Origin of the sequence: Nonomuraea sp. NPDC049400 (genome assembly GCF_044466425.1) — a bacterium.
Taxonomy (GTDB): domain Bacteria; phylum Actinomycetota; class Actinomycetes; order Streptosporangiales; family Streptosporangiaceae; genus Nonomuraea.
In genome coordinates this window covers 1-20,758 of the sequence record NZ_JBITMP010000036.1, presented here as the reverse complement: position 1 = coordinate 20,758, position 20,758 = coordinate 1, and the positions used below count along the sequence as shown (strand labels likewise).

General features: G+C 70.4%; 20 protein-coding genes. 11 read left to right on the top strand and 9 right to left on the bottom strand.

Annotated elements, in window-relative coordinates; translation table 11 throughout:
* Window positions 1-50: 50 nt before the first annotated feature.
* A complete protein-coding gene (locus ACIBVN_RS40715; RefSeq protein ID WP_397145635.1) occupies window positions 51-1,937 on the top strand; it encodes a nitrate- and nitrite sensing domain-containing protein in 1,887 nt (628 codons plus the stop codon).
* Window positions 1,930-2,286, top strand: coding sequence for a DUF742 domain-containing protein (locus tag ACIBVN_RS40710; protein ID WP_349449517.1), 357 nt, complete (start codon window positions 1,930-1,932; stop codon window positions 2,284-2,286). The genes ACIBVN_RS40715 and ACIBVN_RS40710 overlap by 8 nt, the downstream gene beginning before the upstream one ends.
* Here the strand turns inward: ACIBVN_RS40710 and ACIBVN_RS40705 are convergent.
* Window positions 2,264-3,670 (bottom strand): MFS transporter, encoded by a 1,407-nt coding sequence (locus tag ACIBVN_RS40705; protein ID WP_397145634.1) that lies wholly within the window; start codon window positions 3,668-3,670, stop codon window positions 2,264-2,266. The two genes, ACIBVN_RS40710 and ACIBVN_RS40705, sit on opposite strands and share 23 nt — an antisense overlap.
* Window positions 3,671-3,745: 75 nt before the next feature.
* Between ACIBVN_RS40705 and ACIBVN_RS40700 the strand changes: the two genes are divergently transcribed.
* Window positions 3,746-4,204, top strand: a complete 459-nt coding sequence (locus ACIBVN_RS40700; protein ID WP_397145633.1) for a MarR family winged helix-turn-helix transcriptional regulator — start codon at window positions 3,746-3,748, stop codon at window positions 4,202-4,204.
* On the opposite strand, the gene ACIBVN_RS40695 is transcribed toward ACIBVN_RS40700, so the two are convergent.
* Genes ACIBVN_RS40695 through ACIBVN_RS40665 form a run of 7 tightly spaced genes read right to left on the bottom strand, consistent with a single transcriptional unit; the run spans window position 4,197 to window position 12,059 of the window.
* Window positions 4,197-5,063 (bottom strand): ABC transporter ATP-binding protein, encoded by an 867-nt coding sequence (locus ACIBVN_RS40695; RefSeq protein ID WP_397145714.1) that lies wholly within the window; start codon window positions 5,061-5,063, stop codon window positions 4,197-4,199. The genes ACIBVN_RS40700 and ACIBVN_RS40695 overlap by 8 nt on opposite strands.
* Before the next feature lie 2 nt (window positions 5,064-5,065).
* The gene (locus tag ACIBVN_RS40690) at window positions 5,066-5,935 is read right to left on the bottom strand and encodes an ATP-binding cassette domain-containing protein (protein WP_397145632.1); all 870 of its coding nucleotides are present in this window, start codon (window positions 5,933-5,935) and stop codon (window positions 5,066-5,068) included.
* On the bottom strand, window positions 5,932-6,774 hold the full coding sequence (locus ACIBVN_RS40685; protein WP_397145631.1) for an ABC transporter permease: 843 nt from the start codon (window positions 6,772-6,774) through the stop codon (window positions 5,932-5,934). The genes ACIBVN_RS40690 and ACIBVN_RS40685 overlap by 4 nt, the downstream gene beginning before the upstream one ends.
* Window positions 6,771-7,787 (bottom strand): ABC transporter permease, encoded by a 1,017-nt coding sequence (locus ACIBVN_RS40680; RefSeq protein ID WP_397145630.1) that lies wholly within the window; start codon window positions 7,785-7,787, stop codon window positions 6,771-6,773. Before ACIBVN_RS40680 ends, ACIBVN_RS40685 begins: the two co-directional genes overlap by 4 nt.
* 3 nt (window positions 7,788-7,790) lie before the next feature.
* A complete protein-coding gene (locus ACIBVN_RS40675; RefSeq protein ID WP_397145629.1) occupies window positions 7,791-9,401 on the bottom strand; it encodes an ABC transporter substrate-binding protein in 1,611 nt (536 codons plus the stop codon).
* Window positions 9,402-9,424: 23 nt separating this feature from the next.
* Entirely contained in the window at window positions 9,425-10,996 is a 1,572-nt protein-coding gene (locus ACIBVN_RS40670) for a hydantoinase/oxoprolinase N-terminal domain-containing protein (RefSeq protein ID WP_397145628.1), read from the bottom strand.
* The gene (locus ACIBVN_RS40665; protein ID WP_397145627.1) at window positions 10,989-12,059 is read right to left on the bottom strand and encodes a DUF917 domain-containing protein; all 1,071 of its coding nucleotides are present in this window, start codon (window positions 12,057-12,059) and stop codon (window positions 10,989-10,991) included. Before ACIBVN_RS40665 ends, ACIBVN_RS40670 begins: the two co-directional genes overlap by 8 nt.
* Before the next feature lie 113 nt (window positions 12,060-12,172).
* On the opposite strand from ACIBVN_RS40665, the gene ACIBVN_RS40660 reads away from it, so the two are divergent.
* The 8 genes from ACIBVN_RS40660 (at window position 12,173) to ACIBVN_RS40625 (ending at window position 19,536) form a co-directional block, all read left to right on the top strand.
* The gene (locus ACIBVN_RS40660; RefSeq protein WP_397145626.1) at window positions 12,173-12,607 is read left to right on the top strand and encodes an RpiB/LacA/LacB family sugar-phosphate isomerase; all 435 of its coding nucleotides are present in this window, start codon (window positions 12,173-12,175) and stop codon (window positions 12,605-12,607) included.
* Window positions 12,608-12,622: 15 nt separating this feature from the next.
* Complete coding sequence (locus ACIBVN_RS40655) at window positions 12,623-12,844, top strand: hypothetical protein (protein WP_397145625.1); 222 nt, start codon at window positions 12,623-12,625, stop codon at window positions 12,842-12,844.
* Window positions 12,845-12,962: 118 nt separating this feature from the next.
* A complete protein-coding gene (locus tag ACIBVN_RS40650; protein WP_397145624.1) occupies window positions 12,963-14,126 on the top strand; it encodes an amidohydrolase in 1,164 nt (387 codons plus the stop codon).
* A gap of 27 nt (window positions 14,127-14,153) precedes the next feature.
* On the top strand, window positions 14,154-16,649 hold the full coding sequence (locus tag ACIBVN_RS40645; protein WP_397145623.1) for a Tex family protein: 2,496 nt from the start codon (window positions 14,154-14,156) through the stop codon (window positions 16,647-16,649).
* A 204-nt stretch (window positions 16,650-16,853) separates the two neighbouring features.
* Entirely contained in the window at window positions 16,854-17,879 is a 1,026-nt protein-coding gene (locus ACIBVN_RS40640) for a hypothetical protein (RefSeq protein ID WP_397145622.1), read from the top strand.
* A 146-nt stretch (window positions 17,880-18,025) separates the two neighbouring features.
* Window positions 18,026-18,229: a hypothetical protein gene (locus ACIBVN_RS40635; RefSeq protein ID WP_397145621.1), complete on the top strand. Its 204-nt coding sequence runs from the start codon at window positions 18,026-18,028 to the stop codon at window positions 18,227-18,229.
* A gap of 201 nt (window positions 18,230-18,430) precedes the next feature.
* Complete coding sequence (locus ACIBVN_RS40630; protein ID WP_397145620.1) at window positions 18,431-18,877, top strand: hypothetical protein; 447 nt, start codon at window positions 18,431-18,433, stop codon at window positions 18,875-18,877.
* A gap of 26 nt (window positions 18,878-18,903) precedes the next feature.
* Window positions 18,904-19,536: a hypothetical protein gene (locus tag ACIBVN_RS40625; RefSeq protein WP_397145619.1), complete on the top strand. Its 633-nt coding sequence runs from the start codon at window positions 18,904-18,906 to the stop codon at window positions 19,534-19,536.
* A 515-nt stretch (window positions 19,537-20,051) separates the two neighbouring features.
* On the opposite strand, the gene ACIBVN_RS40620 is transcribed toward ACIBVN_RS40625, so the two are convergent.
* Window positions 20,052-20,285, bottom strand: coding sequence for a hypothetical protein (locus ACIBVN_RS40620; RefSeq protein WP_397145618.1), 234 nt, complete (start codon window positions 20,283-20,285; stop codon window positions 20,052-20,054).
* Between the last annotated feature and the right edge of the window lie 473 nt (window positions 20,286-20,758).

Below are 20,758 nucleotides of genomic sequence, written 5' to 3'. Positions count from 1 at the left end.
GCTTGTCCCGTCCGGGGTTGCCAGCAGGGGACCGACCGGAGTGAGGTGCCATGGGTCGTAGCCGAACGATCCGCATGAAGATCATCGGACTACTACTGGTGCCGCTGACCTCCATGGTGGTCTTGTGGGGGGTCATCACCGCCGTCACCGCCACCGAGAGCTTGGAGCTGCGCGAATACAAGACACTCTGGACGAACCTCCGCCTTCCCGCGTACAAACTGATCAGCGAGATTCAGCGTGAACGTCTCGTCTCGGCCAAGCTCCTGCGCAATTCGGAGAGCAAGTCGGCCGTGAACGCGCAGCGTACTCGTACCGACGCCGCCAGAGACGCGTTCAAACAGCTCTCCAGCCAATCCAAGGACCGATCGGAAGAAATCCGCACACAAGTGGACGCGGTGAACACGCAGCTCGACAGGCTCGATGCGATCAGAGGAGAGATCGACACGGGCCTGTCTGACCGTCTGCACACCGTGGAGGCGTACAGCGCGGTCGTCGACACCCTGTTCGGCCTGCACAAGCGGGTCGCGCTGATCGACGACATCCCGATCTACGAGCAGTCTCGCGTGGTCATCGACATGGGGTACGCCAAGGAACTGCTCACCAGAGAGGCGGCCGTCGCCTTCGGGCCGACCACGACCGCCGAGCGCAGGCTGTTCACCCAGCTCGCCGGCAACCGGCGCTTCCTCGTCAACCAGTCGCTCGGCGAGCTCGACCCCGTCCTGCGCGACCCCCAGGTGGCGCTGATCACCTCCCCCGCCTATCAGCGGATGCGGATGATGGAGGACCAGATCGTCGCCGGGCAGGCGCCGCGGGGCTGGCTCGGCACCACGGAGGCGCTGGCCAAGTCGTTCCAGGAAGCGCAGATGCAGGCCAGCACGGTGCTGAACGGGCGGGCCGACCCGATCGCCGACCAGGTGCTGTCCAGGGCGCTCCTGCTGGCCGGTACGGCGCTGGGTCTGGTGATCCTGTCGATCGGGTTCTCGCTGCGCATGGGCAACCGGCTGTCGAAGGAGCTGGGCGCGCTCCGGATGGCCGCGCTGGAGGTGGCCCAGGAGCGGCTCCCCCGCGTGGTGGCCAAGCTGCGCAAGGGCGAGACGGTCGAGGTGCCGGAGCTGTCCGTGGCGAGCACCACGGTCGAGATCGACGACGTGGGCCAGGCGTTCTCCACCGTCCAGCAGACCGCCGTCGAGGCCGCGGTCGGCCAGGCGCAGCTCAGCGAGGGCGTCGGGCACGTGTTCCGCAACCTGGCCAGGCGCAGCCAGACTCTGCTGCACCGCCAGCGCATCCAGCTGCAGGACATGCAGCACCGGGCGACCGACCCCGACGCGCTGGACGACCTGTTCAAGCTGGACCACCTGACCACCCGCATGCGCCGCCACGCCGAGGGCCTGATCATCCTCTCGGGCGCCACCCCCGGCCGCGGCTGGAGCCGGCCGGTGCCGATGCTGGACGTGGCCCGCGGCGCGTCGGCCGAGGTGGAGGACTACCAGCGGGTCACCGTCGAGCCGATGTCCGGCCAGCGTCTGGCCGGACCTGTGGTGGGCGACGTGATCCACCTGATCGCCGAGCTCATCGAGAACGCCACCGTCTACTCGCCCGCGCACACCCCGGTCTTCGTGCGCGGCGAGGTGGCGGCCCGCGGCTTCGTCTTCGAGGTCGAGGACCGCGGGTTCGGGCTGAGCGCAGAGGAGCTGGCCGAGTTCAACGAGCGGCTGGCCAGCCCACCGGAGTTCGACCTGGCCGACAGCGACCGGCTCGGCCTTTTCGTCGTCTCCCGCCTGGCCGCCAGGCATGACATCCGCGTGACGTTGCGCGGTTCACCATATGGAGGGACCACCGCGATCGTGTTGATCCCGGAAGAACACGTGGCCGAGCCAGAACCGGAGACCCACGTGACCGAGCCCGCTCGACCCATGCGGGTGGTGCGAAGTGAATGACGAGCGCTGGCTGGACGAGGACGCCGGTCCTATCGTCCCGGCCTACCTGCTGACCAGGGGCCGTACGGTGCCCGCGAGCGAGGCCATCGACCTCATCGCGGTGATCATCACCGCCGGCGGCCTGACGCCGCCGGTGGGCCTTGGCCCCGAACATCTGATCATCCTGCAGAAGTGCACCAAGCCGACCAGGCTCGTGGACGTCGCGGCCGAGCTGAACCTGCCCATCGGCGTGGTCAGGGTGCTGGTCGGCGACCTGCACGCGCAGCAGCTCGTGCAGGTCGAGCACCCGCCACCCGCCCCCGACGCGAAGGTGCTGCTCGAGGTGATCAGCGGGTTGAAGGCGCTGTGACCGCCCTGCGGTTGAGGCGCCCGTACACGGCCGCGAAGACCGCGGCCACGACGCCGGCCAGGGCGGCGGCCCCGAAGACCCGCTGGTAGCCGCCCACGCCCGGCTGGGCGGCCAGGATCGCGGCGATGGCGGCGCCGGCGGTGCTGCCGCCCACGATGCGCACGAGCGCGTTCACGCCCGCCGCCAGGGCCGTCTTGCCCGGGTCCACATGCTCGACGGCCATGGTGCCCAGCGCCGCGTAGCCGACGCCCAGCCCGATGCCCATCAGTGAGGCCGACACGTACAGGTGGGCCGGGCTGCTGTGCTCCACCACCAGCCAGAGCGCCGCCAGCGCGGTGATCGCCGAACCCGCCGCCACCATGGACGAGGCCTGGAAGCGGCGCATGAACCGCCCGGCGAACAGCGAGATCACCAGCATGAAGAGTGTGCTCGGCAGCAGGTAGAAGCCGACCTCCATGGTGGACGCGCCGAAGCCGTAGCCGGTCTTCTCCGGCACCTGGGCGAAGCTCGACATGCCGGTCATGAGGGTGAAGAACGAGAACCCGAGCAGCATCGAGGCCACCGTCGCGCCGATCGTGCCCCTGTGCACCAGCATCGCCATCTCCACCAGCGGCTCGGCCACCCTGCGCTCGACCAGCACCCAGACGGCCGCCAGCGCCACCGCGGCGGCGAACAGGCCGAGCACGCCCGGCGAGGTCCAGCCCCACGAGCCGCCCTCGCTGATGGCCAGCAGCAGCGCGACCAGCCAGGCGGTCAGCAGCGCGGCGCCGATCAGGTCGGGGCGGCCCTTGCCTGCCGGGGCGCCGTCGCGGACGAGGAAGGCCACGATCACCACCGCCACCAGCGAGATGCCGCCCGTGATCCAGAAGACCATGTGGTAGTCGCCGGACGCGAGCCCGGCCAGGATCATCCCGCCGCCGCTCCCGAACCCCATCGTCGCGCTGATCACCCCGATGCCGGTCGCGAGCTGCTCCCTGGGCAGCAGGTCGCGTGCCACCCCGATGGACAGCGGCACCAGCGCGGCCACGGCTCCCTGCAGCACCCTCGCCACCATCAACCAGGTCAGCGAGGTCGCCAGCGCGGCCATGACCGACCCGACCACCAGCAGGGCCAGGGCTCCCAGGATCATGGGGCGTCTGCCGTACATGTCGCCGAAGCGCGACAACAACGGCGTGGCCACCGCCGCCACCAGAAGGCTCAGCGTCAGTGTCCAGCTCACGGCGGAGAGGGACGCGTGCAGCTCCCGCTGCAGCACGGGAAGCAACGGGACCACCGCGGTGTTCTGAAGTGCGGCGATGGAGGCAGCGAAGGACAGCGAGACCACTGCGGGCCACGGGTTCCTGGTGGAGGTGTTGTGTGCCGCGGACGCGACCACTGTCGCCATGTCGGCTCCTTTAGCTAACTTAGGTAAGTAACCAGGCGTCGATACTACATACGTAAGTTAGGTAAGTAAATCAGGATGGACGAAGATCTCAACAGGACGGTCGTGGCGTTCCGCACACTGGTGACCTCACTCAACCGCGCCAAGACGCACGAGCGGCTGACCGAGGCCGCCGGCGTCCGGCTCGACCGGCCGGACGTGCAGATCCTCGTCCACCTGCTGGACGCGGCCGAGCCACGCAGGATCGGCGCGATCGCCGAGGGCCTGCAGGTCGAGAGCCCTCACGTGACCAGGCACGTCGCCTCGCTCGAGCAGCGCAAGCTGGTCGAGCGGGTACGCGACCCCGACGACGGCAGAGCCTGGCGCATCGCGCTCACCGAGGAGGGGGCCGAGGTCGCGGGCAGGTGCCGCAGGGTGACGGCCGAGTGGTTCGAGGGCGCGCTCGCCGACTGGCCGACGGCGGATCGAGCGGAGCTGGCCAGGTTGATGGGGAAGCTGGCGGACGACCTCTGCTCACATCTGAAAGGCGTTATCTAGGAAGTACGTCCTCCGCGCGGTGGCAGGCGACCTGACGGCCTCCTATGTCCCTGAGCACGGGTGGCTGCTCGCATTCGGGCGCGGCCAGCGGGCAGCGCAGCCTGAAGGGGCATCCGGTCTGCGCGGGCACGGCCTCCGTCCTGCCCTTGGCCTCGGGCGGGGCGCCGCCCAGCTTCGGCACGGCGTCACGCAGGGCACGCGTGTACGGGTGAGCCGGCTTCGCGAGAAGGTCGCCCGTGGGGCCCGACTCGACCACGCGGCCCGCGAAGAGCACGTGCGAGGTGCGGCAGAGCCGGTCCACGACGGCGAGGTTGTGGGTGATGAGCAGGCGCTCGGTGTCCAGGGAGGCCAGCAGGTCGAGGATCCTGGCCTGGACGGTGACGTCGAGCGCGCTGGTGGGCTCGTCCAGGATGAGCAGGCGGGGTTCGACGGCGAGGGCCCTGGCGATGACCACGCGCTGGCGCTGGCCGCCGGAGAGCTGGTGAGGTCTGCGGTCGGCCACGCCGGGGTCCAAGCCGACCTGTTCGAGCAGGTCCTTCACCTTGGACCGGGCGCTTCTCGGGAGTGCCTCCGCGATGGAGGCGCCGATGCGCATCCTGGGGTCGAGGGCCTCGGCCTGGAAGACGGGCTGGACGTCTTTACGGAACTTCCGCATGTCCACTTTTTTCAGGGTTTGGTCGCCGTACCAGATATTTCCGGACATGGGGGTGAGGAGGCCCAGGAACGCGCGCGCCAGGGTCGTCTTGCCCGAGCCGCTCTCTCCTATCAGGCCGACGCCGCCCTCGGTGATGTCCAGGGTCACGTCGTGCACGACCGGGCGGCGGCCGTACCCGAGCGTCACGCCCTCGGCCCTGAGCATGGTCACGGCAGCGCCTCCAGCAGCTCGCGCGTGTACGGATGGGACGGCTCGGCCAGCACCTTCGCGGCGGGCCCCGACTCCACCACCGCGCCGTCCTTCATGACCAGCACCCGGTCGGCGATCGTCGAGACCAGGGCCAGGTCGTGGGAGACCAGCAGGAGCGCCAGGCCGCGCTCCTCCCGCAGCCTGCGCAGGACGCCGACGACCTCGGCCTGCACGGTCACGTCTAGAGCGCTCGTGGGCTCGTCGGCCAGGATCACCTCGGCGCCCAGGGCGATGGCCAGCGCGATGGCGAAGCGCTGCGCCTGGCCGCCGGAGATCTCGTGGGGGTAGCGGCGCAGGATCTCGCGGTCGAGCATGACCGCCTCCACCGCTTCCACCATGATCTCCTCCAGCCATCCCTTCCCACCGTGCGCGACTGCACGTGGTGGAGAGGTGCCGTCCTTTTGGAGGGAGAGGGACGGGCCGGCGTCCGAGCCCTCGCCGGCGCCGGTGTGCGAGCCGGAGTCGGGGCGGCGGCTTGGAGTGCTGCCCACGCCGTGGAGCTTGAGTGCGCGGCGCATCAGCACTCCGAGGCGGGTGGCGGGGCTGAGGGCGGCCTGTGGCGTCTGCATGACCAGTGCCACCCTGGCGCCCCGGATCTCGCGGAGCCGGCGCGGCGAGGCCGTCAGGACGTCGACGCCGCACACCCGTACATGTCCCGAAATTTCGGCATCTGGGGTGAGGCCGAGCAGGGAGAGCAGCGTGGTCGACTTGCCCGAGCCGCTCTCCCCCACGATCGCGACGCACTCCCCCTGATTCACGTCCAACTCGGGCACGTCGGCCACGACGCGCCCGCCGTACCGCACCTGGAGGTCACGAACCTCGATCATCTGACCGCCCTTCGCGGGTCCAGCGCGTTGCGCAGCCCCTCCCCCAGCACGTTGAACGCGAACGCCGTGACGAGGATCGCGAGCCCGGGGAACGTGACCACCCACCAGTTCGTGGTGAAGAGCGTCTGCCCCTGCTGCACCATCAGCCCCCACTCAGCTGCCGGCTCCTGCGCGCCCAGCCCCAGGTACGACAGCGCCGCCGAGGTCAGGATCACGCCGCCCACGTCCAGAGAGAGCTGGACCAGGACGGGGGTGAGGGAGTTCGGCAGCACGTGCCTGAGCACGATCAGCGGCGCGGGCACACCGAGGCACCTGGCGGCGTCCACGTAGCTGCGGGTGGCGATCGAGGCGGCCACGGAGGCGGCCAGCCGGGTGTACCAGGGCCACCACGTCACCGCGATGGCCAGGATGACCGTGTTCACGCTGGGCTGGAGCACCACGGCCAGGGCCAGGGAGAGCAGCAGCGCGGGGAAGGCCAGGAACACGTCCGTGATCCGCATGATCACGTCCCTGATCCAGCCGCCCGCGTACCCGGCTACCACGCCGAGCGTGACCCCGATCACCGACGACACGGCCAGCACCGCGACCGCGATGAACAGCGAGGTGCGGCCGCCGTACAGGACCCTCGTGAGCACGTCCCTGCCCACCTGGTCGGTCCCGAACCAGTGCGCGCCGCTCGGCGGCTGCAGCATTTCCAGCGGCTTGGGCTCGTCCGGGTACGGGGCGAGCCACGGGGCGAAGATCGCGGCCAGGACGACCAGCACGATGAGCACCGCGCCGAACGCGGCGAACCGGTCGGGGATCCTGGGCAGGGTGCGGCGCAGGGGAGCTTCGGTCATCGGGCCCTCGTTCGCGGGTCGACGAAGCCCTGGAGGATGTCCACGACCAGGTTGGCCAGCACGTACACCAGGGCCACCAGCAACGTGACGCCCGCGATGGCCGGGGTGTCCAGCGAGCGGATCGAGTCGGCCGCGTAGCGGCCCAGACCCGGCCAGTTGAACACGGCCTCGACGAGGAAGCCGTTGACGATGGCGTAGGCGAAGACCAGGGCGATCAGCGACAGGACGGGGTTCAGCGCAGGTCTCAGGGCGAACCTGGTCAGGATGGAGGTCTCGCCGAAGCCGAGCGCCCGTTCCAGCTTGGCGTGGTCCTGGCCGGCCTCCTCGATGAGCGCCGCCCTGGTCATCTGGGCGATCACACCCGTCGGGTACGCGGCCACCACCAGCGCGGGCAGCACCAGGTGGTGGAGCGTGCTGGTGAAGATTGGCCAGTTGCCGGTGATGAGGGCGTCGACGATGGTGATGTTCGTCCAGAGGGTGAGCGGGCTGGTGGTGTCGAGCTTGGAGTCGTACTCGCCCGCGATCGGGAACCAGCCGAGGTTGCTGGCGAAGACCGTCTGCAGGACGAGGGCCAGCCAGAAGACCGGTACGGAGACGGCCAGCATGCTGCCGAACCGCACCCCTATATCCGGAAATTTCGTCTTGTAGCGGGCGGCGAGCACTCCGACCGGGATGCCCACGACGACCGAGATGAGCAGAGCCGTGCCGACCAGCTCAAGAGAGGCGGGAAACGCGAGGTAGAGGTCGTCACGCACCGGTTGCCTGGTGTGCAGGCTGATGCCCCAGTCTCCCGAGAACAGGTCGCGCACGTAGTTCAGCAGCTGCACGGGGATCGGGTCGTCGAGCCCGAACCGCTTGCGCGCGGCGGCGAGCTCCTCGGGCGTGGCCTTCGGCCCGGCGAACGCGACCGCCGGATCCCCCGGCACCAGCCGCATGACGGCGAACGTGAGCACGACCACGCCGGCCACGACCAGGAGTGCCTGGCCGAGCCGGCGGGTCAGGTAACGCAGCATGGGTCAGCTTGTGCGCTTGAGGTCGTAAAAGAAGACGACGTTGGGATAAGCGGGATTGTCCACATATCCCGCGACGTCGGCCGTGAGCGCGCGCTGGTAGGTCTGCACGTACGGCACCGCCACCGCCGCCTGCTCCTGGATGATCTTCTTCTGCAGGTCCTGGTACGCCTGGTCGGCCTGGAGCTGGTCGGTGGCCGTGAGCTGCGGCAGCGAGTCGATCTCCTTGTCGATGCCCGGGTCCTTCAGGTACGACAGGTTGAACTGCGGCTTGTCCGCGCTCTTGAACACGTTGAGGAACCAGGAGTAGGCGTCCGGGTAGTCCGGATACCAGTACATGACGAAGATGTCCTGCCCCTGCTTCTTGCCCAGGTCCCACTGCGCGTTCCATGCCATGGGCTTGGCCTGCAGCGTCACGTTCAGGCCCTTGAGCGCCGAGCTGAGCAGCGTGACCAGCAGCTTCTGGTCGTCGTCGCCCTGGGCGTAGGTCATCGTGAGCTTGAGCTCCTCGTTGTCGGGGCCGTACCCCGCCTCGGCGAGCAGCGCCTGCGCCTTGGCCAGGTCCTGCTTGGGCTCCATGCCGTTGACGTGGCCGAGCAGCCCCTGCGGCACCAGGCCGCTGGCCTTCTGGCCCGAGCCCTTCAGCGCCGCCGTCAGGCCGTCGTAGTCGATGGCGTACTGGAGAGCCTGCCGGATCTTGACGTCCTTCGCCGGGCCCGTGGCCGTGTTGAACAGGACCAGCAGGTTCTGGAACGACGGAGACGAGGACGTCTTCACGTCCGGGGTCATCCCTGCCTGCTCGAAGAGCTGCGGGTTCAGGCGCTGAACGAAGTTCACCTCGCCCTTCTGCAGGAGCTGCCAGGCCGTGGTGATCTCCGGGGTGACCCTGAAGGCGACCTTCTTGTACTGCTCCGGCTTCCAGCCGCCCCAGTAACTGTCGTAAGCCTTCAGCGTGAGCTCGGTCTCCTTGCCCTTCTGCCAGGAGTCGATCGTGTACGGGCCGGTGCCGGCATCGGACTTGCCGTCCTTGTCCACGGCGTTCACGTCATAGATGTAGGCGGCGTAGCCGGAGGAGGCGACCAGGTCGAGCGGTGTGGCGTACTTGAGCGTGAACTTCAGCGTGGCCGGGTCCACCGCGTCGATCTTCTTGACCGAGTCCCAGATGTAGGAGGCGCCGCCCTTCTTCTCCATCGTCCGCTCGATGGCCTTCTTGGCGGCCTCGGCGTCCAGCGTGGCACCGGAGTGGAACTTGACGCCCTGACGCAGCTTGAACGTCCACTCCTTGCCGCCGTCCGCCGAGGTCCACTCGGTGGCCAGGCGCGGCTCGGCCTTGCGGGACTGCGAGTTGTACCTGGTCAGCCCCTCGTAGATGTTCTGCATGGCCACGATCTCGTTGGAGTACGAGGTCGCCGGGTCCCAGTCGGTGACCACGTCCAGGTTGGGCACGTAGACGAACGTGCTGTCGTTGGCCTGGGCGGCAGCGGTCGGACTGCCGCTGCTCGCCGCCGGCTTGGGGGTCCCGCCGGCGCCGCGCACCTGGCCGCCCGCGCACGCGGATGCGGTCAAGGCCAAGGCACCGGTGACCCCGGCGACGAGCAGACGCTTGTGCCAGCGCATGGTGGGGGGATCCTTTCGATCTTTCACCGGGCGAGGGGTCCGGCTGCTTTGACGTGTACCCGCACCGCGGGCTCGGAGAGGTAGCTCAGTGGCACCTCGAGGAGGTCCACGATCTCGACGCCGGAGGGATCCGCCCCCGCCGCCACGGCCCGCGCCGCCGCCTCCTCCTTGGCCCTTTCGATCGCTTCTGACCGGCTATCTCCCGCAGGCAAGATCGTATCCACTCTGCCGCTCGCGAGCGCGATGGCGGCGCCTACGGCGTTGGCCACCTCGGCGTGTTCCGGGCGGATGACCCGGCTCGCGCCCGGGATGACATCGGGCAGCAGGAACGCCCCGCCCCCCACCGCGACCAGGGGCCTGTCCGTTTTGCCGAGCGCCATCCTGTCCACGGCGTCGATGACCGTCGCGTCCGCGATGGCCACCGCTCTTTCCAGGGTGTCTTCCATTCTTTCCGACATGTCGGCTTCCAGCGCCTGTACGGCCGCCTCGAGGCGATCACGCCACCCGGCGGCCCCGTGCGGGCTCCGGCCCGCCGCCACGGCCGCGTCGGTCATCGTCGCCGTGGCCCCGCCGAACACGAGCGCCTCCCTGGCGATCCGGTAGCCGACCGAGTCGGGGCCGATGCCGCCGTTCCGCACCACCGTCCCGCCGCCGAGCGCGATGGCCAGGATGTCGGGCATGCGGAAGTTGGTCAGTACCCCGCCGATCTCCACCGCCGCCGCGGACTCCCTCGGGAAGCCGCCGGCGAGCACGCCGAGATCGGTGGACGTACCACCCACATCCACCACGATGGCGTCGGACACTCCTGACAGATACGCGGCTCCGCGCAGGGAGTTCGCCGGGCCCGAGCCGATCGTCGAGACCGGCAGCCGCGCGGCGTGCTCGAGCGTCATGAGCGTGCCGTCGTTCTGCGCCAGGTACGGCCGCGCGCCCAGGCCCCGTTCGGCCAGCGCGGTGACCAGGGCCTCGGTCACGTGGGCGGCCACGCCGTACAGGGCGGCGTTGAGCACGGTGGCGTTCTCGCGCTCGAGCAGGCCGAGCGAGCCGATCTCGTGGCTCAGCGAGACCGGCAGGCCGTACTCGGCCTTGACCAGCTCCTCGACGAGGCGCTCGTGCTCGCCGCTGGCCGGGCTGAACACGCTGGTGACGGCCACGGCGTCGGCCGCCACGCCGTCCAGGAAGCGGCGGATCGCGTCGAGCCCCGGCGGGCCGATCTCGCGGCCGTCGACGTAGTGGCCGCCGGACACGATCGCCTCCCCAGCCGAGACGGCCTCGCGCAGGTCGTCGGACCAGCCGGAGAGCGGGGGCACGGAGGTGGTGGCGGGCGCGCCGAGCCGCAGCACGGCGACGCGACCGAGGTTCCTGCGCTCCAGGATCGCGTTGGTCGCGTGCGTGGTGCCGAGCATGACCCGGCCGATCCGCCCCCATCCGTCCTCGAGCTCGGCGAGGACGGCGTCGAGGGCGGCGCGCAGTCCCCCGGTCACGTCCGGGGTGGTCGGGCGCTTGGCCTTGGCGATCACGCGGCCGTCGGCGGCGAGCACCACCGCGTCGGTGTTCGTGCCGCCGACGTCGATCCCGATCCGCAGGTCAGCCATGCGCCGTCAGCTCCTCGACGGGAACGTAGTCCAGGTCGTACCCGAAGGCCCGCGGTCCGGCCGTGTCCAGGCCCTTGGGAGTGCGCCAGAGCGGGTCACACGGCCAGGCGAGCACCGTGACGCGCTGGCCGTACCTGAGGGCCTCGGTCTGGATCGCGCCGGCGGTCTCGGTGTCCACTACGGTGATGAGGTCGGGCACCATGGCCCGCACCCGGCCGTTCTCGAGGGCGACCAGGTTCTCGTTCTGCAGTTCCAGGGTGAGGCGGCGGCCCCGGTCGTCGCCGGTGCCCTCGATCGTGGCCGTCCCCCTGACGAACCCTCCAGTGGTGCGCCGCTCCACGTCCGTGAGCTTGCCGGTGATCAGGCGTGCTGCGCCCAGGCTCTCCTGGAGCGCGCCGAGCGGGTCGGCCGCGCCTTCCGTGGCTCTGCCGATCTCGATGGCGCGGGTGACCGTACCCTCGATGACCGCGCCCCTGGCCCGTGCGGTGGTGAGCACGTAGTCGGCCATCAGCGCGGTCGAGCCCGCCGCCACGCACACGGCGCGGGCGAGCCGCTCCGACCAGAGGCCGTCGACGGGGCGGATGGTCACCACGTTGCCCACGATGTCCGACATGATCACCAGGTCGGCCGGTAACCCCGCCACGTACATGGAGACCATCTGGACCTCGGGGAACGCCCGGCCCATGCCGTCGGCGTCGAGCAGCGGCAGCCCGAGCTGGGCGGCCCAGGCGACGGGCGCCACGCCGTTCGAACCCCCGATCTCGGAGGACATGATCGCGCTCGGGGGGCGGCCGAAGAGGCGTTCGACCTCCTCGGCGATGCGCTTGGGCTCGTCCGCGCTGTGGATCATCTCGTGGCTGACGGTCGGGGCCCCGATGCCGGACAGCGGCACGATCAGCGCGTCCTCGGCCAGTTCTGTCAGCTTGACCAGCGGTACCTCGCCGTGCTCACGGATGGCCCCGATCGCCGCCAGCGATCCCGTACGCACATCACCGCCTCCTCCGGTGCCCAGAACGGCGCACCCCCGGGCGAGAGCCGGAATATCGCTCACATCAATGCTCATATGGCGACACAACCAAGCACACTTCATCTCATCTCGCCACTCCAGCGGGTGTGCTCCTGCCTTTGCCTACGCCCGCGGCCCTTGGTAGACCTGAGATCGGGAAGGGGGCGCGCATGCGGATATCGGTGGCCGCCGACAGCAAGGACGGGGTGGCGGAGCGGGTCGTGTCGGAGCTGCGCAAGCGGGGGCACGAGGTGGTGACGCACGGCGCGCTCAGCGACGAGGAGCGCGCCGACTGGGCGTGGGCCTCCGAGCTGGCCGCCCGCGACGTGAGCGAGGGGCGGGCCGACCAGGCGGTGGTCTGCTGCTGGACCGGCACGGGCGCGTCGATCGCGGCGAACAAGGTGCCGGGCGTCCGCGCGGCGCTGTGCGTGGACGCCTACACCGCCGACGGGGCCAGGAAATGGAACGACGCCAACGTGCTGGCGCTGAGCCTCCGGCTCACGTCGGACGTGGTGCTCGACGAGATCCTCGACGCCTGGCTGGACGGGCGGCCGAGCACCGACTCCGCCGACGTGGCGAACGTCTCCCACCTCGACGAGATCTGACTACGCTGTATAAGCATGAACTTACACTGTACGCATTGCGGTGAAGAGGGGCTGGAGCCCGGGTTCATCATGGATTCGGGCGAGGACTCCAACGGATTCGCCAGATGGGTCGAGGGCGCGCTGGAGCGCGGGTTCTTCGGCGGCGCCAAGCTGATGCGGCGGCCGAAGTGGGAGATCGAGGCCTATCGCTGCCGATACTGCCACCACCTGGAGCTCTTCGCCGACCGCCGCTCATGACCGGCACACGGCCCCGCCTTCCTCCGGGCGCCGTCCTGACGACCGCAGTACCCCGGGAGCGGAACCTGTCCCGGCGGAGTCAGGGAAATCGTCGGTGCGGCCGTTTAGGGTGCTTGGCATGACCGACGTCCTGCTGCGCGGCGGGCTCCCCTGGGGGCTCGAGGGCCCTGCCGACATCCTCGTCCGCGACGGCCGGATCCACCTCGTCGCCCAGGGCATCGACGCGCCCGGCGCCCAGGTCGTCGACATCGCGGGGCAGCTCGTGCTGCCCGGCCTCGTCGAGGCGCACTGCCACCTCGACAAGACCCTCTTCGGCGGCCCGTGGGTGCCCCACTCGGCCGACGACACGCTGGCCGGGCGCATCGGAAACGACCTCGGCCGCCGTGCGGAGCTGGGCGTGCCGAGCGTCGAGCGGATCGGCGAGCTGCTGGCGCGCATGAGCGCGGCGGGCACGTGCCATGTGCGCACCCACACCGACATCGACCCGTCAGTGGGGCTGCGGGGCGTGGAGGCGGTGCTCGAGGCCGCCGCGGGCTCCCCCCTCGACGTGCGCCAGGTGGCGTTCCCGCAGCACGGGGTGCTGATCAACCCCGGCACGGCCGAGCTGCTCGAAGAGGCGCTGAAGAGCGGCGTCGAGGCGGTCGGCGGCCTCGACCCGGCGGGCATCGACCGCGACCCCGTGCGCCACCTCGACCTGATCTTCGGGTTGGCCGAGCGCTACGGCACCCATCTCGACCTCCACCTGCATGACGGCGGCTCGCTGGGCGGGTGGGAGCTCGAGCTCATCACCGAGCGGACAAGGGCGCTGGGGCTGGGCGGCCGGGTGACGGTCAGCCACGCGTACGCGCTCGGCCAGTTGGACGAGTCCTACCAGGACCGGCTGATCCAGGGGTTCGCCGAGGCGGGCGTCGCCATCGCGACCGCGGCCGTCTACAGCTTCCCGGTGCCGCCGATCAAGAAGCTGCGGGCCGCCGGCGTCACGGTCGCCTGCGGCCATGACGGCATCCGCGACCTGTGGGGGCCTTACGGCAGCGGCGACATGCTGGAGCGGGCGATGCACGTCGCCTATCGCAGCACGTTCCGCAGGGACGAGGACATCGAGCTGGCGCTGGAGGCGGCCACTTACGGCGGGGCCCGAGCGCTCGGGCTGGAGTCGTACGGGCTGGCCCCGGGCGACCGGGCCGACCTGGTCGTCGTGCCGTGCGGCGGCGCGGCGGAGGCGGTGGTCGTTCACCCAGCGCGCACTCTGGTCATGAAAGACGGCGTCGTCCTGCACAATTGACCCGCGGGACCATCGAAAGGCAGGCAAGTGCTCTCTATTCACCAGCGGATCGCGGCAGAGCTGGGCGTGCGTGACGGCCAGGTGCAGGCGGCCGTCGAGCTGCTCGACGGCGGCGCGACTGTGCCGTTCATCGCGCGATACCGGAAAGAGGCCACCGGCGCCCTCGACGACGCGCAGCTGCGCACGCTCGAAGAGCGGCTGCGCTACCTTCGCGAGCTGGAGGAGCGCAGGACGGCGATCCTCGAGTCGATCGAGTCTCAGGGCAAGCTCGACGACGAGCTGCGCGAGCAGATCATGGCGGCGGAGACCAAGGCCAGGCTTGAGGACATCTACCTGCCTTACAAGCCCAAGCGGCGCACCAAGGCGCAGATCGCCCGCGAGCTGGGCCTGGAGCCGCTGGCCGACCAGCTGCTCGCCGACCCCGCGCTCGACCCCGCCGCCACGGCCGAGGGCTTCGTCACCGAGGGCGTGGCCGACGCGGGCGCGGCGCTCGAGGGGGCCAGGGCGATCCTGATCGAGCGGTTCGCCGAGGACGCCGACCTGATCGGCGGACTGCGCGAGCAGCTGTGGAGCCGCGGGCGGCTGGTGTCGAAGGTCCGCGAGGGCAAGGAGGAGGCGGGGGCCAAGTTCTCCGACTACTTCGAGTTCGGCGAGCCGTTCACGAAGCTGCCCTCGCATCGGATCCTGGCCATGTTCAGGGGCGAGAAGGAGGAGGTGCTGTCCGTCACGCTGGAGCCGGACGACAGCCCCGACTACGAGCTGCGCATCGCCTCCCGCTTCGGCGTCTCCGACCAGGGGCGTCCGGCCGACAAGTGGCTGGGCGAGACCGTGCGCTGGGCCTGGCGCACGCGCATCCTCGTGCATCTCGGCATCGACCTGCGGATGCGGCTGTGGCAGGCGGCGGAGGACGAGGCGGTGCGGGTGTTCGCGGCCAACCTGCGCGACCTGCTGCTCGCCGCCCCCGCCGGCACGCGGGCGACGATGGGCCTCGACCCCGGCCTGCGTACGGGCGTGAAGGTCGCGGTGGTCGACGCCACCGGCAAGGTCGTCGAAACCACCACCATCTACCCGCACGAGCCCAAGCGTCAGTGGGACCAGTCGCTGGCCGTCCTCGGCGCGCTCGCGCAGCGCCACGGGGTCGAGCTGATCGCCATCGGCAACGGCACCGCCTCGCGCGAGACCGACAAGCTGGCCGGCGAGCTGGTCCAGCACATGCCGTCGATCACCAAGATCGTCGTTTCTGAGGCGGGGGCCTCGGTCTACTCGGCCTCGCCGTACGCCTCCCAGGAGCTGCCCGAGCTCGACGTGTCACTGCGCGGCGCGGTGTCGATCGCCCGCAGGCTCCAGGACCCGCTGGCCGAGCTGGTCAAGATCGACCCCAAGTCGATCGGCGTCGGCCAATACCAGCACGACCTGGCCGAGTCCAAGCTCTCCCGCTCGCTCGACGCGGTGGTCGAAGACTGCGTCAACGCCGTCGGGGTCGACGTCAACACCGCGTCGGCGCCGCTGCTCACGCGCGTGTCGGGCATCGGCTCCACGCTGGCCGAGAGCATCGTCCGCCACCGTGACGCCAACGGCCCCTTCAGGACGCGTGCCGCGCTCAAGAGCGTGCCCCGGCTCGGGCCCAAGGCGTTCGAGCAGTGCGCGGGCTTCCTGCGCATCCGCGGCGGCGACGACCCGCTCGACGTGTCGAGCGTCCACCCGGAGGCGTATCCGGTGGTCCGCCGCATCCTCACGGCGGCCAAGACGGACCTCAAGTCCCTGATCGGCAACACGGCGGCGCTGCGCGCCATGAAGCCCGGCGAGTTCACCGACGAGACGTTCGGCCTGCCGACGGTCACCGACATCCTGCGAGAGCTGGAAAAGCCCGGCCGCGACCCGCGGCCCGCCTTCAAGACCGCCACCTTCAAGGAGGGGGTCGAGAAGATCTCCGACCTGAGCTCGGGCATGATCCTCGAAGGCGTGGTCACCAACGTCGCCGCCTTCGGCGCGTTCGTGGATGTCGGCGTCCACCAGGACGGCCTGGTCCACGTCTCGGCCATGTCCCGAAACTTCGTGAAGGACCCGCGCGATGTGGTCAAGCCCGGCGACATCGTCCGCGTCAAGGTTCTCGATGTCGACATCCCCCGCAAGCGCATCTCCCTGACCCTCCGCCTGGAGGACGAGACCCCGGCTCAGGGCGCGGGCGACGGCTCCCGCCGGGGCGCGGGGCGCGGCGACAGCGCACGGGGTGACGGCCGGGGCAACGGCCAGCGCGACCGCGGACAGGGCCGGGGCGACGACCAGCGCAACCGCGGCGACGGCGCTCGCGGCGACGGCCGCCGAGGCGGAAACGGCGGCCGGGGTGGCAATGATGGCCGAAGTGGCGATGGCGGCCGGGGTGGAAACGGTGGCCGAGGCGGCGATGGTGGCCAGCGCGGGCGCGGAGACGGGCAGCGCGGCGGCCGCCGCCAGGACCGCCCAGCCCCCACCGGCGCCATGGCCGAGGCCCTGCGCAAGGCGGGCCTCACCGGCGACAACTAACCCAACGGCAGGCGCCTGCGGCAACGGCTGACCGGACGGCGTGCCACCGCGCGGATGTTCGGCGGGAGAGCCGCCCCGCCGTTGCCCCGCCGCCGCACGGAGGTGACGGCGTGCCACCGCGCGGATGCCTGGCGGGAGAGCCACCCCGCCAGGTCGGTGCGTCGCCTTGCGTCCAGAGCGGGCCAGGGGCGATACGGTCGAAGTGTGAGCACGACAGCGTTTACCACAGCGATCGCTCAGGCCCGCGACCTCCTCAGGTGGCGGTCGCCGCTGCGGACCGAGTTGTGGGCGGCGCGGCTCACCGCCGATCTCGAGCCGGGTGAAGTGGAGTCCTTCCTGGGGCGGCTGGTCGAGGACGGCAGCACGGAGGCCCGTCTGACCCTCGCCGCCCTCTCCGCCGTCAACACCGCGGCCGACACGAACCCGCCGACCGGCGAAGGCGCGAGCCCGTCCGCCGATGAAGGCGCGGATGCCGGAGTGTTCGTGCGTGCCGGGAACGGCGTGGTGGAGACGCTGCCCGGATGGGTGCGGCGGATGGGGCAGGTGACGTGTGAGGGCGCCTGGTACGGCAAGGCCGACCCGTACGGCGAGCAGACCCTGGCGGCCCTGTCCTTCCGCTACGAGAACGGCAAGGAGCCGCACCTTCTCGTCGTCGGGATCGACCAGGTTAGCGGGGGGCTGGCCGTTGACGCGGTGGTCGAGGAAGTGAAGTTCCTCGACGATCTGGACCTGCGGGCCGAGGAGCCAGGGGTGGTCGCGGGGCGGGTGCTGGACGCGTCCGAGCTGGGCGATCGGATCATGGGCGCGCTGGTCGCCGACACACTGCCCGCCGTGCGCCCGGTCGCGCTCTTGCGGGCCCGCGCGGTGCCCGATCTCGTACGGCCGGCGCCCGACGACACGGTGAGCCGGTTCCACGAGCTGCCGGAGCTGCCCGGCGCACGGGAGGCGTTCGAGAAGCTGGCCGAGTTCGTGGGCGATCGTCCTCTGTGGTGGAGTCCGGCGCGAGTCACCCAGTTCCTGACGTCGTGGCTGCCGAGGGAGGCCCTCCTTTCTGACGCGGGGATCGCGGCCATGCCGGAAGTGGTGCGGGCCTGGAGCCGGTTCTCCGGCGGGCATCCCGCAGTGCTCGCGCAGGTCGAGGCGGACGCGCCCCGACTGCCCGCGCTCATGGCCGACGACTCCCTGGCCGGCCTGGGCAAGCGCATCGCCCAGGCGCAGCGCGACCGCTGACCCCACATCGCGCCCGCCGCGCGAATCGGCTGACCCCACATCGCGCCCGCCGCGCGAATCGGCTGACTTCACATCGTCCCCGCCAGCAGGGCTCCCCCGCCCACCGCGCGGCCGTCGAGATCGCCGAGAACGCCTCCTGGGCCGACGTGCCCTGGGAAGTGACCGACCCGTGGGTGGTCAAAGAGCAGGAGATGGGCCGCTCATCCCGCATCGTGCTGCAGCACGACCTGGCCCGGCAAAGTCCAGCGGGTCAGCCTGTGGGAGCCACCGGCGCCGAACGCGAGCAGATGCGCGCCGAGCGGCTGGCCCGCGGCGAACCCAACGACGACGACCTGTGGGACGACGCCTGAGAGACGACGACATCAGACAAGTCTTCGCCTATGGGCCGGAGCCGGGACACCAAGATCAAGGATTGAATACTTGCCGGAGTACATTGCTTTCGGGGCTGACCGGCCCTGGGGCGGTGTGGCAGCTGCTGCGCGCCACCCGGGCGCTGTGAGTCGGCCTGGGCCACCGATCGGGTGGTCGTCCCAGGAGAAGAGGGGAAGGACATGCGATTTCTGGAGCGGGAACGCGCCACTGTGGCGAAGCTGCTGCCGGGGCTGGACGAGAGCCTGCGGGCGTTATCCCTCATGGAGCTGGAGGGCCCGAGTAGCCCCGGCATCGGGCTCTTCCGCGACAGCGGCGGCCCCGGGCTGCTGGTGCCGGAGAGCTGGCAGGGGCGGGGAGCCACCGCCCTGGACGCCCTGCGGGTGCAGCGCGCACTGGGCAGCAGGGCACCGTCGCTGGCCGTGGCCACCACCATGCACCACTTCTCGATGGCCACCCTGCCCGCTCTGATCACTGACGAGGGCATGAAGTGGATGCTTGTCGAGGGGGTGGCCTCCGCCAACCAGATCGTGGCGTCCGGCTTCGCCGAGGAGCGCCCCGACGGCGGAATCCTCTCCCCCTCGATGACCGCCACGGAGGGCCCGACGGGTGGCTGGTCAGCGGGGTGACGCGCCTGTACGGTCTGGCTCAGTCGATGGATGTGCTCATCGCCAGTGTCATGGTCCCCCGCTCGGACGGCCCGGGCGAGGAACTGGCGGTGGCGCTGATGCCCGCGGAAGGCGAGGGTGTGAGCGTCGGCGGGACGGGGGCGGAGAGTGAGCAGGTCACCCTCGACGACGTACTGTTGCCGCCGGAGCTGCTGGTGCGGACCTCGGACCTCGACGGGCAGCTGGACGTACTGCTGACCGCGGGCTTCGCCTGGTACCAGCTGCTGATGACCGGCAGCCACCTCGGAGCCGCCAGCGCACTGGTCGAGCGGGTGCTGCTCGACCAGCGGGTGCCCGAGTCCGAGCGGGTCCAGCTGCTGGTGGAGACCGAGGGCGCAATGTCGGCCGCGGAGGGCGTCGCCCGCCGGATCGACGACAGCGGCCCGGACGAGTCGACGCTCGCCCACTCGCTCTACGTCCGGTACTGCGTGCAGGACGCCCTCTCCCGGATAGTCCCGCACGCGGTCGAACTGCTCGGCGACCTCAACTCCACGGCCTCCGAAGAGGTCGGCCACCTCACCACCTGCGCCAACGGGCTGGCCCTGCATCCGCCGGCACGGCCCCAGATGACCGGTCCGCTGGCGGCGTACCTGGTCGACGGACCGCTCACCATCATCTGATCCCAGGCGTCCAACAGCGCCTTCGGCCGCGCGCCCACCGGCTGCGCGGTCGTCGGCGTGCACCAGGGCCGTGAGCACCCCCTCACCCGGCCGCGCCACGTCGATCAGCAGCTTCACGCGCGGGCCGGGCACCCACATCCGCACGTACATGCCACCGCAGACCGCGCGGGCTCCGCTCCCGGCCGTGGGACCAGTGGGCGAGCTGTACCGATGGGCCGTCCGCGCACCATGCCGGATCAACCAGTTCGACTTTCCCGGCGGCCCGCCGCTGTCGGCGGCACAACGCGCGCTCGCCGACCGGATGAACCGGTACTGGACGGCCTTTGCCACCAACGGTGACCCTGCCGGCGCCGGCCTGCCGAGCTGGCCCGACGTCGGCTCCGGCCACGTCCAGTCCCTGGCACCAGAACGGATCGGTGACACGGACTACGCGGCCGAACCGCCTCGACTTCTGGGCACATATTCCCTGAGCGTCGTCGCGCCTCGGGCGCAACATCGCGCACGTCCTCGCCCGGTTAGCCGATGCCGGCTTCGTCGCCCATCTCAAGCATGCCCACCTGAGCGCGGCCGCGCATCTGGATGCCGGCTACCTCGACAACGCCGACCTGGTCATCGACGAAAGTGGTGTGCCCACTCTCAAGCGCCGCCGCGGTAAGGGCAGCGATGCCGAGGCCGAACGGCTGGCGGCCGAGATCGAACGGCGCATGCCCGAGCGTTCCCTGCTGTCCATCGTCGAGCGCATCGCCCACTGGCTGAGCTGGTATCGCCACTTCGGCCCCGCCTCCGGCTCCGACACTCCGATCCCAAGATCAAGGACAAGCTGGGGCGGTACTCGCTGGCCGTGTTCACCGGCGGGATCAACATCGGCCCGTACGAGGCGGCCAAGCACATCGCCGACGTCACCGCTGAACGCCGCGATCGCGGATATGGTCAACGCCTTCCCCGAACTGGACGTGGTCAAGGCATGGGGCGACGGTGGCACGGTGGCCGCCGACGGCACCCAGGTGGACACCTACATCGAGTGAGCCAAAGTTCCCGTTTCCGGACATGACCAACAAGGGTGCGCGCTCGAAGGCCGGAGCCAGTCAAGTCTCTCTGTCGGGCCGGCTCGACCAGGCAGGATGGGCTGTCAGTCGTCCCTACCGTTGAAGCGTCTGAGCTCGTAGGGTTCAGATGCCCCGGGAGGGGCGGGTGTGGCTCTCAGTCGTCTGCCGCTGGTGTG